This window comes from Fibrivirga algicola (assembly GCF_011742925.1).
Lineage (GTDB): Bacteria > Bacteroidota > Bacteroidia > Cytophagales > Spirosomataceae > Fibrella > Fibrella algicola.
On the sequence record NZ_WAEL01000012.1, the window covers coordinates 146,988 to 159,377 of the forward strand.

Sequence of the window (12,390 nt, forward strand, 5' to 3'; positions counted from 1 at the left end):
TGTAAAGGTAGCAGGCACGTCTGTTTAGGCGAGTAACTCGTTCGCCATCAGCCCTTTCGGGCGTTGGGCGGTGCGTACAAGTAAGTGGCATGGGCGCGTCTTGGTCGACAGGAATCATACAGGCACAGCGCGTTAAAGTATTGAGTGACCAGAGTTTAAACTTCACAACGGGTAAAATGTCTATCTATGACTTTTAGCGATTTTGCTACAGTTGCTTCCAACTTAGCAACAGTTGGAGCATTTTTTTTGGCATTGTTTTATGCGCGGAAAATCAACGAAAATGTGGAGAAACGAAAAAACGACATTCTTAAAGAAAAAGAATGGCAAGTAATATGGGCGGACAATTTTTTAAAAAAAGCAATTGAATTTAACGATACACTTTCTTCATCACTGGTGAAATTTGCCATTGCTCACAAGCTTGATGATCAAAAAGAATCACTTGATCTAGTTTCTAAATCAAGACATGACCTTTATAAATTGTCTGAATTAGAATGGAATTTAAAGAATTATACTTTGTTTACAAGCGATTTTCAAAAGAATAAGCAATTAAACGAAATACAATTAGTGCTTATGAATTTCATTACGAGTTTACACACGACAAAAGGATAAGTAAATCTCGAAGATTTTAGAAAAAAGCAGTTTGAGTATTCTAAACTAATTCGTGAGATTCATTCAGAATTACTAGAAATAAAGCCATCGCAAAAGACCTTTGACTTTCACAACCTCAATCCTAACTAATGCGATTGTACACATTAGGGCAAATCGGTTGTGTGCTTGCTAGTCAGCTCTGCGGTGGCGTGTTACCTCTGACAGGTGACTCTCGGCGCGTTCAACGAGACGTCCCAACAAGCAAAGGGTGCAAAGGTGGCAACGTACCTGTGAGGGCAGCCGGGTTAGGCTACCAGCGATACTATTTTTCAGGCTTGGCTAGTAATTGTACTATCCCGATGTGAGTTTTAGATGCCATCTTATGTAAATGAACTATTCTAAGAAGCAGCCCATAGATCATTTATAAGCAGTTTTGTTGGGGGCTTGGGTGAGCTTAACTACTAATTTTGGGTAATAATCAATATCATTCGTGACGCTCCTGTTACCAAGATCGAGATAAATGATCGCAATGATATTTCCCTAAACGATATACGTATAATCAACTGCAAATAGCCTATTTGGGGTTTCACGGTTCAGCCAGGGACTATTTACAGTTAATACGGATATCGAAGTAAGCGAGTTGGTTACGGAACTGTTCACAGTTCATTTTTCGCTGACGCAGAATAGCTTGACGAAGGTGCTGCCGTGTGTAGCGACTACCTGGCATCAGACCGTTAGCTTCACAAAAAGCATCCAACTGCTGCTGGGTAAATCGACTGGATGAGCCAAGTTTAAGCGTTATTTCAACTTGTTCGACGTTTTTTCGAGCGGCCAGCTTGCCCCGCAAATCAGTTATGGCTGCCCGAACTGTCAACCCAAATCCTAGCTCTCCCCGGTAGTTTACGCAATAGTCCCAGAATTCGGTCTTTAATGCGCGCTGATAAAGAATGGCTCCACCAATGCGGTGCTTTACATGTACGGTCAGATACCCATTCCTCTGTACGGATGCAATTACCTTATCGTCGCTTAATTGGTAATTGAGCCGAAAGAATCGACCGATGGTCCTAATTAACCAGTCTCCCGACCATTTTTCAATCGGTACGCTTCTGACTAGTCTTCCCCACTCTCCTCTTCCTTCGTAAAAATGAACAACAGCCTGTGCGCTATCCACTAAAATTCGGTAATCATCTACCACCGCAAAGGCATTGGCAGATTGGTTAGTCTGTAAGTTGTTTAAAGAAGTCTCCTGCTCCATAAATCGGCGATTCCAGCCAGGCATCATATAGGCTCGGCCTAAAGCGGCCTTGCCAAATATACGCCATTTGGTGCAAGAGACTGACGGATAACGGACGTATGAACAGAGTAGGGGTAGTCGTCTTCTATTTTGTCCACCCTTGGATGTACCAATCATCGGTATCCGATTATGATCAAAATGGGAAGCCAGGATAGACAACAGACAGTTGGTTTCGTGTGAACGTAATTTGTTTGGCAACTTAGTAAGCATTCGACGTGCCCGGTGTAACATCCCGGAGCCGGACAATTAACCAATCGGCGGCCTATTCCTGCCACATTTGCAGTAAGCCGATCAGCAACAAAAATGCGATTACCAGTCCGCAAATAGCTTGATTGGAGGAAAGCAGAGTAGCCCCCTTTATGAACCAGCCGTACAGGTCAGCAAGCTGATCATTAATTAAGAAATATGGACGACCAATGAACTCGGCTATACTAATCTCCATCGGGTTTATTTAAGTGGTTGCAGCACACTAACCCCTATTTTATGTTTAAGCCACGCTGCTCACGCCAACCTGATCGACGCTAACTCGTGCTTCATCGAAAGCCTGACTGAAATAGCCGTCACGGTAATCAGCCATGAGTTTACTTGGGCTACTGTATGCATAGGCAATGTCCACATGACCCAACCACGTTAGACTTTCTGTCTGCTCTGCTTGATTGAAGCTGCCAATGTCGTGGCCGTTTGTCAATAAGATGCTGACTATTTCAGACGCTAATACCTCATTATCAGGATACGTTTCGTAAATAATACCCATACTTCCTGCTGGATTAGGGCCAAACGGTTCAGTTGTCCGAACTATATCGCCAACCTGGTAGGCCTGAACTATTTTTTCGTCTGATTTCATGTTTTTCATGTTGAGGACAACGACTAATTGAGTTTCAAAAATATGTATTTTACATTAAAACTAATAAATATAATATAAAATACATATTATACTACCCATAACTGGTACCGAGTAGTTAGTCCTGATCCGGCTCCTCTAAAGGCAAGCTTTCGTCATCAAGCGTAGACCGATTTGCCTGCGCAGATGCAAGAGAAGTAAAACCTAAAAATTCCACCTGGCCAGTTAATTCCGATTGGGTCCAGGCCGGTGCTTGCAGCCTTCCCTCCTGCGTTACCCGATGCCAGAGGGCACACCCATATATAATGTGACCAGTCGACCGTAAGCGAAATGCAGGCGGCAGAGGTTCCGTGTAGAGCGCTTCATCATCGCAATAGGCAGCATCAGAACAGTCGTCTGTACCGATTGATTGTTGTCCGGCAATGGTAAGCCGACGAGCCCCAATTTGTCGACAAACGTCGACCAGCGAATCGTCTATGTCAACGGGATATACTTTTTCCAGATAGGGGTCAATTTTTAACAGCTCAGTCATCGTTGATAAGGAGTTAAAATCACGGCCGTCTTTCTGCTAAGACGGCCGTGATCATTTACCATGAAAGCACATAAATTGGCGCAGGCTTGTAGGCTATTGGGCCCAGAAACTCAATTTCGGCAGTTACCTCCACGAGTGTTGCGTCGGGAGTTACCGTATCACCCTCCCTATTACTTCCCGTCCATACCCCATTACCGTAAATAATCTGTCCGGTGGAACGCAGCCTGAAAGCTACCTGGTAAGGATCATCAGGGAGAAGGTCATTGCAGAAAATACCGTCTCCATCAGGTTGGCGGGCCGTATAATCTATGGTGTCACAATCAATCCACTTATACAACTGCTCCAATGAGCCATCATGTGAAACCGGACGTACCTGTTTATTAGTAGCGTCGATCAGAAATACCAGTACAGGTTGCTGAGGAGAGGGAACGGGTTTCGTTGCCATTAGTTAGTGCCCGCTGTAACATGACGGAGCCGCACAGAAACAATAAAAGGTAAGGAAGAGCTGGACACTGTTGTCCAGCTCAAATCGCATTAGGCCAATACAGTCTGTTCAGTGGCCCCTTCCTGCAACTCCTCTTGCTCGGGTTCGGGAAGCAGATCCACAAACGGATTGAATACGTTTTTAGCTACCTGCGTTTTCCCCGTCTCGGTGAGTGTCTCACGACGGTACAGGTTGATTGTCTGCACGTAACTGGTCATTTCCTGCGTAATGGCTTTATCAGCGGCTTTATAAGTAAATGACGCGATGTAGTATATGCCTTTGGGCTGTATTTTGTTATTCTCCCGCTTATCCGCGTTCACCGTCAGCACCACTTCGTTGAGTTTGATACGGTTATATACCAAGGGGGTTATAAGTCGCTCCAGGTTAGCTACACTGTAACCGTGAAACAAAATTTCCGAAACGCAATCGGCCTCGTCAATGAAGAATAATTCAGCCCATTTTTTCAGCCCCTGACCCAAAATGTCATCCGAAAAGATACGCCAGGCGATGGGCTGAAACGACAGCGATGAACCCAACTTTTCAATGTTGTTCTCATCATAATGAATGGAGAACTTGCCCTCTTTGGCATCGAAACGGTACTGTTTGGGGTTACCTAGAATGTACAGGTATTTGTCTACAACTTCACCCGTTTCAGTATCAATAATCTGAAAGGGACCAACCGGCGACCCGGCAACAGAGGAATTCGCTAACGCTTGCATTGTCTTTGCCCGAAGTAACACGTCGGTGCCGCGCAATAGGAACACTATAAAGATACAGCTAAATAAGCATATAGCAAAGCTATCTACCTGTTAAACAGGAATATAAGTCAACCTTCCGCTCCCTTTCGTTCGCAGTTCGTTTGAGGATTATTCATGCATTAAATCAGCTTTCTTTGCCAGCTCTAATCGTAAAAGCTTAAGGCCAAAGCTAATGGTCAGTTTGTCAAGCTTAGATAGGCTCACTCCCTCCGAAGCAACGTTGATGCGCTCAATGAGGTCATTTACTAATCGCTCATACTGTACGTGCTCAACGTACCTACTCTGTATGTCCATTTGTTGCTCAGCATCCATGTTTTCATTTAGTCAAGTATTGACGTCAAGTCAATGGCTGTTAATATGGTTATCAAGCAATTACATTAATTTTTGTGGCGTAGCTTTAGAAGGTGTGTTCCTCAAAGTGGGTTGAGGCCGCTCGACATTTGCTTTTTGCGTCTGAAGTTCTTCGTTCCAATCCTTTGCAAAGGGCCGTTTAACAACCAGTTTGTCGGTTAGACCCCGCCATTCGATGGCCAGTTTTTCAATTCGGGTCAGCATAGGGCGGTGGTTGGGCAAGTGAATGGTCAGCAAACTGTGGTTTCCCTGATGCATAATAGCATCCTTCGTCGCCCGATTCATGTCCGGTGTGTACCCCTTGTTTAAGGTTGTCAACACTCTTTCTTGTAGTGATTCAAGGTGCACCTGCCGTTTTGCTTCTTCAACCGGTAACCCATATACGTCAATTGATAAAATGTTACTGTGCTTGTTGTGACTGATACGTAGTTGGTGATTCGCCTGTTCAATGGATTGACCGGGAAGTTGAAGTCGACCAGCCCAGCCAATATTGAAGCGAATACCGCTGTTATCATTATCGTGTCCCAGAATCACTTGCTCCGGCTTCACCCGGTCAATTAACCGTTGTACGGTAAGGGGCTGAAGTGAAGAGGGTTGCCCACCTGTAGCCACATAGACCCGGTCGTAGGGTTCCTTCGGTGGGTGAAGCTGGTGATACGACAAGGCGTCAATCGGACTTTCACAAATCAGCATTTCTTTGGGTTGATGGCCTTTGGGTAGGTTCGACACCCAGATACTCTCTAGGCGTTCGCCCCAAGTATGTCCATTAACTAAACCCGTTGGACTGTCGTTTTTCAGCAAAATGGCCGTAATGCCCTGTTCACTCTCCATTGGGAATACTGTGTTGATAACCGTTTCCCCTGTCTTCTTACTGACAAACGTCTTGTTGAAAATTTTGCCAATAAACGCCCGGTGGCCAATTGTATCGACCGTCAAGCCCCTCTTTTCCATGAGATAATCCGTGTTGGTCAACGGATCAAGCCTGAAGTAATGAGACATGGCCTTACTTCGGGTCGCTTCAGCGGGCGGTTGACTTTCAACCGTATCAGTGGAACGGCTTTTAGCAAGATGTGATAAATCACCCGTGTACCGGCCAATAAACTCGTGAAGCTGCTGCCAGCCTTCCCTTGTTGCCGTGTCGATGTGTAGTTTATCAATTACATAATCAACAATCGTCCCCCGATCACGGCTGTCCTCTGGGTTGTAATAAAAGTATTCGTTCGTTTTTTGATTGTTGCCGATGATGAGCTTTCGACCTTCAGCGTTTTCAAGCACTGGCCAGCGCCGGGTCGATTTTCGCCGGTCCTTCGAGAAACCCTCTGTCTCCAGAAACTGCACCAGGTCAATCTGCTGCTTGTAGTCGGATAACTGCGGCTTTGTAGTCAGCATACGTGTATGTTAGTCAGTTATAACGTTGAGAGATGTTGCTTAAGGATTTGCTTTAGATGACCGTTTTGCCCTGATTTGTATCGTTGTTGCCTATGCTGTCAGATGCGATGGCCGAACCGTTGTTTTCGGACGTACCGGTTGGAATGTGGTCGAAACGTAGGCCTCGGCTTGCCGCAGATACACGCACATAGGCCGAAAAGGCTGTGCCGGCTTTACTGGTCATGTTATCGAGCCGAATGGCCTTTCCCTGAATCAGCCGCTGTTTTTGCAAGCCATTGAGCGTTACTCCTTTCAAATGGGACATCCGCTCAATTTTCGGTCGAATTACATCTGCACGAAGTACCGTAAGTGTCTTCGTGTCTTTGTCAACGCCAATGAAGCCGGTGAACTTTTGGCCGCTTTGCTTGTCGATTAGCTCGGCTACCCGGCCCATGTCGCCATACTTATGAAGATTAGCTTTATCCGTTTCGGAGAAGAGATGCCCCAGGTAACTTTCTTGGAGTGTCAACTTTTGCTGAACGCCCTGAAGAACAAGCTGTGGGCCGTCTTCTGGCGTATTTAACACATATAGCTTACCGGTATTGCCATCACCCGTTGTGACAACATCCGTTTTTTGGCCATTGAGCAAGCGCTTTGCATTCTCCCCGGTTAGCTCGACAGCAAACTGACGGTTAGCCTGTTCGAGCAGTGAATCAGGATGCCGAGTTTCCACTACTACCAATTGGAGTTGATGGCTTACTACCGGCCTTTCAGCTACCAGTGACCCAACTATCAATTCACCCGGAACAAATTTTGCCTGACGCAGATCGACAAACTGACCTGTACCCGGTAAAGGACCGGCGATAGACACAACCTTAGGTGACTCCCCCTGATTGAAAACTGTTACGTGAAATTGACTACCAACGTACCCGTAGCCAACTAGTGGCATGCCCGGGTCATAGTGGCTATAAAGTATGGTTTCAAGGGTGCGTAAAGCTTCCCGATAACCCAACCGGTAAAGATTAATTTCTGTAGGATAATTGGGGTCACCAACTAAGAGCACAGGCTGTTGCCAGCTTATGGCCCTGAGCGCAGGAAAAAAAAGCGGTTCGTATCGACGGTACTTCTCCTCCATCAATACGACGGCCGATTGATCGTTAAAAATGTATACCTCTACCTCCCGTTCCTTTCGTATGTCATGAGGTTTGTGCTGATTTATCGTGTTACGAATTGTCGAGGATAAAGCACAGTGCACATCGATCTGTGGATCAATTGGTAAGCGCTGATACAGATGCTGGGTATGAGACGTATTCTCAAATCTCAATTCGATTGAAGGGGGCTGACTAGTTGAATCAATTTCCGACACATACCGAATCGGCTCCTCCACCGGTTCGTCGCTGATTAGTACTTGGCGAATCTCTTTAAGAATAGCCTCCCCTACCAGATCAAGCACCTGCTGTGCCCTTGAAGCCCTCACCTGCGCTGTTACTTTCGGTCCTACAAGCATACAACTATATTGTTAGTTTACCCTACTTTTAGCCCTTCCTGCTTTTTCACTTTCCTGGGTTTAGCCTCCTCCCCTATTGGCTTCGGCGCGTCCTGTTTTTTCTGTTTGGCTGGTTTGGGTGCTTCGATCCGTTGGGCGGCTGCCTGCTTTAGTTCTTTCTTTGGCTGAATCGTTTTCTTCCCACCAGCCCCATCTCCTCTGAGTTGGTGTACGGGTTTGGTTAATTCCTGGGCTGTCTTCTGATCGACCGTCTGTTTGACCACGTTATCTGGGATTTTCGCGAATGTGAGCGAGCGTTTGGCCGCCGAAACCTGCACGTAAGCGTTGAAGGTTTGACCATTATTACTAGTCATTCCTTCCAGCTTGATGGCCCTCCCCTGCTCTAAGATTTTTTGCTGGGGTTTAGTCAGTGTAACCCCTTTGATCGTCTGCGGGATATGTAGGCGCTCGGCCCGGAGGACAGTCAGGCTTTTCGTGTCTTTATCAACCCCAATGTATCCCACGAACGGCTTGCCAGTCATTTTGTCGGTTAGGTCTACCCGCTTTCCCATCTCCCCGTTTTTCTCTAGATTTTGCTTGTCACGGGCTGTCAGCTCATAGCCGAGAAATTCTTTGGGTAACAGCAATTGCTTACGTTCCGGCTGGATACCGACAATTGGCCCATTGTCTGGCGTATTGACGATGTACAGTTTCCCGGATATTTGAAATGGTTTACCTTCCTCCCCCGCCTGCGTCAGCTTCATCAACCCGGTCTTTCGGCCGTTGAGCAAATCATCTAGGTGGCCTGCTTTTTCTAAATCCTGCCGGGTCACCCCAACCTTTTCGAATTGAGGGGCAACTTCTGCCCACTGGTAGCGAGTTGGCCGACCCATTACAGGTACTTCTACACCCGGTGTGTTTGTCTCGTTCATGGATATAACTTGAGTCTGATTAGTTGCGATTGATTGCGTAGTCGATTGTAGCGATATGCCGGCAGTTGTGGTTGCTCCATCGGGCGCTGGCATACGTTCCATCGCCTTATTAACCGATTGGCTTTCAGCAGACAGATGCTTCTCGGTTATAGCTGGTGCCTCAGTAACTGAGCTGTTATGACCCTGGGAGGTCTGGGCGTTTATAAGTTGGGAGACTTGAGCACATGTCTTGTCGACAGTTCCCAACCGTTCTCCTACCTGAGACGGCTTTGGGGAAGAATCCGGTTGACGTGCTATGTCATACGGTTCCCGGTTGTCAGGTGTTGTTTTTGCTGGCGCAATCCAGTCACTTACGGACTGCCGCAGACGTTGCCAGGCAGTTAAAGAGGGGCCTGATTCCTGGAGTAACTGGTATGATGGAGTCTCAACAGGTCTGAATTTTTCAGAAACAGCTTCCTGCATTGGCTGAAGACGGTCATTGCTCTGGAGCTGGCCTTTCAGTTCTTTATGTTGACGTTCCAGATCGGTTATAAACCGGCTCATCTGCTCATGGTTAAGCTGAGCATTGTGCAGGAAATTGGCCAGGAAACCCCCATTGATATCCAGGTGTAAAGTCACTGGACTTACCTGGCTTCGCAGTTGTGATGGGTTCAGATCGCCTACCTCTACGTTGTCACTACGGGTTTCGGTTTGGGATTGTCGGCCGGGCGTATCTACCACCTCTATACGGTACGTCTCTTTCGAATCGATGAACGACAGTGGCAAACCCTTTACCGTTTCATGGATCTCCCACAGGTAGTCAGTAAGTTTAGTACGGTCGCTATCAGTTGCTGTTTGGGTACGTTCGTCAACGCGTTTAGCTAAGTCCGCTTTTTTTAGCGTCTCGTCATACAGGCATCGGGTGATCTCCTCGTCCCACAGTAAACCATCGTTGGCCAAGTACCCCCTCAACTGCTCATATTGTGCGGGCAGCACTAGCTGGTATTGTTGCGTTTCTAATCGATCAAATTCCTGTAGTTGCGCAGCTTCCAGGTGTGTGCGCTCATTGGGTTTAGGCTCCACCGTGCTTTCGGCAATAGGCATCGGTTCCATATATATTTTGTGTTGTTTCAGACAAAACTATTGATTTTATATATTATTCATATATTTTTATTATAATTAATTTATTATATATATTATCTATGCATTTAAAGACCCTTGGAGTAAGTACGACTCTTTTACTGATGTGTGTAAAGACGCTTCAGGCGCAGGTTGTTTTCTCTTCCCCTACCTTGTCCTTGGATACGTGATATCCCAACACGGTCAAGTCAGCTTTCGAGTTAGTTGCTTGGAATCAACGATAAACCTGCCGCATGAGGCTTCCCTTAAACCGGTTGATATCAAACCGGACATAGACTCGCTACTGTCTTGTTTTACAGACAGTATTTTTAAGGGATTGAATGCTCCTAGACTTTCTTCGGGCAACCGTACACACCTGTTACAGTTTATTCCAGCCATACCACCCCTACGATTAGTATCCTGGCAGGATTACCGCGTTACCAGTAAGTTCGGCTGGCGTACTCATCCAATTCGCGGAAATAGTAGCCACCATAATGGTATGGACATAGCTCAACCAGTAGGCACACCGGTTTATGCAACTGCCTTTGGCGTTGTAAAATGGGTAAAGTGGGAAGTTGATGGATTAGGACTAGCCGTCTGTGTAAAGCACCCAACGGGTTACGAGTCCATCCATGGACATCTTTCTACCCATGCAGTCCGAGAGAGGGATATTATCCAACGAGGAGCGGTAATCGGACAGGTAGGCAGTACGGGGCGCTCTACGGGACCGCACCTACACTATGCAATACTATTTCAGGGTAAGCCTGTTGATCCAGATCGGTATTGTTTTTTGTGGACCAAGCTAGCCCGTATCGATTCATCCCAGATCCAACAGCATCGGTTGATCGGGCCAGGTGTATTTCAAAAAGGTGCCAAACGTATAATTGAGCGGGATTGAGCAACAATTATTAGTCTGGCTTTTGCTCAACCTTACTTATTTCTTCCATAAACTGATGGAGTAGGGCAAGGCGTTGGGCTTCGCGCTGGTCATTAATACGCTGCCGCTTGATTACTTCATTGGTGAACATAGGTACGTTCGGCTCTTCCTCCTGCTCGGGATTGAACAGCCACTCGTAACTTACCTTGTGACGTTTTACGTAGTAGAGAGCAATCAGCGTGAACATTTCACGTGAGACTTTCAACCCGTTCTCCAGACGATAGATCAGATTTTGCGTCGTGCCAAACTCATCGGCAAGTTCCTGCTGACTCATTTTCAGGAATTCGCGTACTTTAGCCATACGCCGGGCTACAAGTGCTGCATAAGCATCATTTTCCTTTTCTAATTGTTCCATTCCTGGTACTATACGGTCATTACTCATCTTTAGGTTGCAGGTTTTCGACCAGGTGCTTCAATGCTGGATCATTGGTCAGCCGCTCAATTTCGGCTTGAATTAACGCATAAATATCTTTTTTCACCCCGTTGTAATTTGTCTCCAACATATAACTTAGTTGATGGTCAGAGATTTGGGCAAATTCAGCACCCGGCGGAATGGGTTTTACCCGCGCTAATTCGGCTATCATTGCTGGTTCTACCTGTAGCCTGGCATGAAATATTTTCTGCTTGATAGCCTCATCGAAGTTATCAGCCACAGCTCCGACAAAATGCCCCTGCGATAAATTCGATATTTTCGACTCGGGGATCACCGAATCCAGATTTTCGGAAATAGACAAGTTGGTATCCCGTTCTGTAAACGAGAGTGAGTGGCGAATTTGTTTGTTTTTCCCAAAGCGGCTGGACATTGTTTTAGCCGTTTCGCCCAGCACCTGCCCCGAAAACACATTTCCGATCGTGTTAAAGATGGTGGTAGCTTCCTTATCTCCGTAATCACGCTTTAACTGACTTAGATCCTGTAAGCCCAGGCAGGTGGATACCTTGTTACTCCGTGCGGTCGCAATCAGATTATCTAATCCCCGGAAATAAATAGTGGGCAGCTCGTCGATGATCAAAGACGACTTCAACCGACCTTTCTTGTTGACGAGCTTAATTAGCCTGGCGTTGAAGAGACCTAGTGCAGCGCCATACACTTCCTGGCGTTCCGGGTTATTGCCTACACACAGCACTTTGGGATCATCCGGGTTGTTAATGTCCAGGCTAAAATCATTACCCGTCATAACCCAGTAAAGTGCCGGGCTGGAGAGTCGGGAAAGGGGTATACGTGCCGAAGCAATTTGGCCTTCCAACTGCTCGTAGGCCTCATTTCTAAGAGCGCTGGCAAACGGTTTAAGTAAGTTTTCGATCTCGGGTTCCGATTGTAGGATCGGGAAAAGCTCGCGGTATTCAGCTCCGGCAAATTCAATGATATGGGGAAACGTGCAGTAGCGTTGGCCGTCATCTGGCAACCCCTGCTGGGCCAGACCCCGCAATCGACGCTCATCGTATTTTTTGAGGTACCAGATAACGGCCGTCAGAAAGTTCATTGGCGACTCAACGAAGAAATCGCCTTGTTTCTGAATCCATGATTTGTTTAGGTTTAACAGAATCGTCCGGGCTGCTTCCTGTGCATCAATAATATCAGACATCAGTTCCGGCAATAGCGGGTTGCACCGATTAGAGCGCCGGGGATCGTCAAAGTTGATGACGTAGAATGTCGGCATCCGTTTAAACGCCCGACGGTTTTTCTGTAAGTAATGGTACGCGATATTCGACAGATCGGGAAA

General features: G+C 46.6%; 13 protein-coding genes. 2 read left to right on the forward strand and 11 right to left on the reverse strand.

From position 1 onward, the window contains the following. The first annotated feature begins 186 nt into the window (after positions 1-186). The gene (locus F7231_RS25410; protein WP_166694044.1) at positions 187-609 is read left to right on the forward strand and encodes a hypothetical protein; all 423 of its coding nucleotides are present in this window, start codon (positions 187-189) and stop codon (positions 607-609) included. Positions 610-1,192: 583 nt separating this feature from the next. Here the strand turns inward: F7231_RS25410 and F7231_RS25415 are convergent. The 9 genes from F7231_RS25415 to F7231_RS25455 form a co-directional block, all read right to left on the reverse strand. After that, positions 1,193-1,843: a hypothetical protein gene (locus tag F7231_RS25415; RefSeq protein ID WP_229370358.1), complete on the reverse strand. Its 651-nt coding sequence runs from the start codon at positions 1,841-1,843 to the stop codon at positions 1,193-1,195. A 301-nt stretch (positions 1,844-2,144) separates the two neighbouring features. Further along, on the reverse strand, positions 2,145-2,324 hold the full coding sequence (locus F7231_RS25420; protein ID WP_166694046.1) for a hypothetical protein: 180 nt from the start codon (positions 2,322-2,324) through the stop codon (positions 2,145-2,147). A gap of 45 nt (positions 2,325-2,369) precedes the next feature. After that, positions 2,370-2,735, reverse strand: coding sequence for a hypothetical protein (locus F7231_RS25425; protein ID WP_166694047.1), 366 nt, complete (start codon positions 2,733-2,735; stop codon positions 2,370-2,372). A gap of 106 nt (positions 2,736-2,841) precedes the next feature. Then, entirely contained in the window at positions 2,842-3,255 is a 414-nt protein-coding gene (locus F7231_RS25430; RefSeq protein ID WP_166694048.1) for a hypothetical protein, read from the reverse strand. A gap of 55 nt (positions 3,256-3,310) precedes the next feature. After that, positions 3,311-3,700 carry a DUF3846 domain-containing protein gene (locus F7231_RS25435; protein WP_166694049.1) on the reverse strand — a complete coding sequence of 130 codons (390 nt, stop codon included), beginning with the start codon at positions 3,698-3,700 and terminating at the stop codon, positions 3,311-3,313. Positions 3,701-3,789: 89 nt separating this feature from the next. Beyond that, positions 3,790-4,458, reverse strand: coding sequence for a hypothetical protein (locus tag F7231_RS25440; protein ID WP_208295693.1), 669 nt, complete (start codon positions 4,456-4,458; stop codon positions 3,790-3,792). Between the two features lie 411 nt (positions 4,459-4,869). Beyond that, complete coding sequence (locus F7231_RS25445; RefSeq protein ID WP_166694051.1) at positions 4,870-6,237, reverse strand: toprim domain-containing protein; 1,368 nt, start codon at positions 6,235-6,237, stop codon at positions 4,870-4,872. 52 nt (positions 6,238-6,289) lie between these two features. After that, positions 6,290-7,723, reverse strand: a complete 1,434-nt coding sequence (locus tag F7231_RS25450) for a DUF3945 domain-containing protein (protein WP_166694052.1) — start codon at positions 7,721-7,723, stop codon at positions 6,290-6,292. Between the two features lie 17 nt (positions 7,724-7,740). Beyond that, on the reverse strand, positions 7,741-9,726 hold the full coding sequence (locus F7231_RS25455) for a DUF3945 domain-containing protein (RefSeq protein ID WP_166694053.1): 1,986 nt from the start codon (positions 9,724-9,726) through the stop codon (positions 7,741-7,743). Between the two features lie 505 nt (positions 9,727-10,231). Between F7231_RS25455 and F7231_RS27875 the strand changes: the two genes are divergently transcribed. Then, a complete protein-coding gene (locus F7231_RS27875) occupies positions 10,232-10,630 on the forward strand; it encodes a M23 family metallopeptidase (RefSeq protein ID WP_166694054.1) in 399 nt (132 codons plus the stop codon). Positions 10,631-10,640: 10 nt separating this feature from the next. Here F7231_RS27875 and F7231_RS25465 read toward each other — a convergent pair whose 3' ends face one another. Together F7231_RS25465 and F7231_RS25470 are read right to left on the reverse strand one after the other, a co-directional pair. Continuing rightward, the gene (locus F7231_RS25465; RefSeq protein ID WP_229370360.1) at positions 10,641-11,024 is read right to left on the reverse strand and encodes a helix-turn-helix domain-containing protein; all 384 of its coding nucleotides are present in this window, start codon (positions 11,022-11,024) and stop codon (positions 10,641-10,643) included. 19 nt (positions 11,025-11,043) lie between these two features. Then, the coding region (locus F7231_RS25470) for a TraM recognition domain-containing protein (RefSeq protein ID WP_166694056.1) at positions 11,044-12,390 on the reverse strand (1,347 nt) is incomplete at its 5' end.

Bases quoted from the DNA above. Each gene is read 5' to 3' on its own strand.
- F7231_RS25410 (WP_166694044.1), top strand. From the start codon at position 187: ATGACTTTTAGCGATTTTGCTACAGTTGCTTCCAACTTAGCAACAGTT.
- F7231_RS25415 (WP_229370358.1), bottom strand. From the start codon at position 1,843: ATGGAGCAGGAGACTTCTTTAAACAACTTACAGACTAACCAATCTGCC.
- F7231_RS25420 (WP_166694046.1), bottom strand. From the start codon at position 2,324: ATGGAGATTAGTATAGCCGAGTTCATTGGTCGTCCATATTTCTTAATT.
- F7231_RS25425 (WP_166694047.1), bottom strand. From the start codon at position 2,735: ATGAAAAACATGAAATCAGACGAAAAAATAGTTCAGGCCTACCAGGTT.
- F7231_RS25430 (WP_166694048.1), bottom strand. From the start codon at position 3,255: ATGACTGAGCTGTTAAAAATTGACCCCTATCTGGAAAAAGTATATCCC.
- F7231_RS25435 (WP_166694049.1), bottom strand. From the start codon at position 3,700: ATGGCAACGAAACCCGTTCCCTCTCCTCAGCAACCTGTACTGGTATTT.
- F7231_RS25440 (WP_208295693.1), bottom strand. From the start codon at position 4,458: ATGCAAGCGTTAGCGAATTCCTCTGTTGCCGGGTCGCCGGTTGGTCCC.
- F7231_RS25445 (WP_166694051.1), bottom strand. From the start codon at position 6,237: ATGCTGACTACAAAGCCGCAGTTATCCGACTACAAGCAGCAGATTGAC.
- F7231_RS25450 (WP_166694052.1), bottom strand. From the start codon at position 7,723: ATGCTTGTAGGACCGAAAGTAACAGCGCAGGTGAGGGCTTCAAGGGCA.
- F7231_RS25455 (WP_166694053.1), bottom strand. From the start codon at position 9,726: ATGGAACCGATGCCTATTGCCGAAAGCACGGTGGAGCCTAAACCCAAT.
- F7231_RS27875 (WP_166694054.1), top strand. From the start codon at position 10,232: ATGGACATAGCTCAACCAGTAGGCACACCGGTTTATGCAACTGCCTTT.
- F7231_RS25465 (WP_229370360.1), bottom strand. From the start codon at position 11,024: ATGGAACAATTAGAAAAGGAAAATGATGCTTATGCAGCACTTGTAGCC.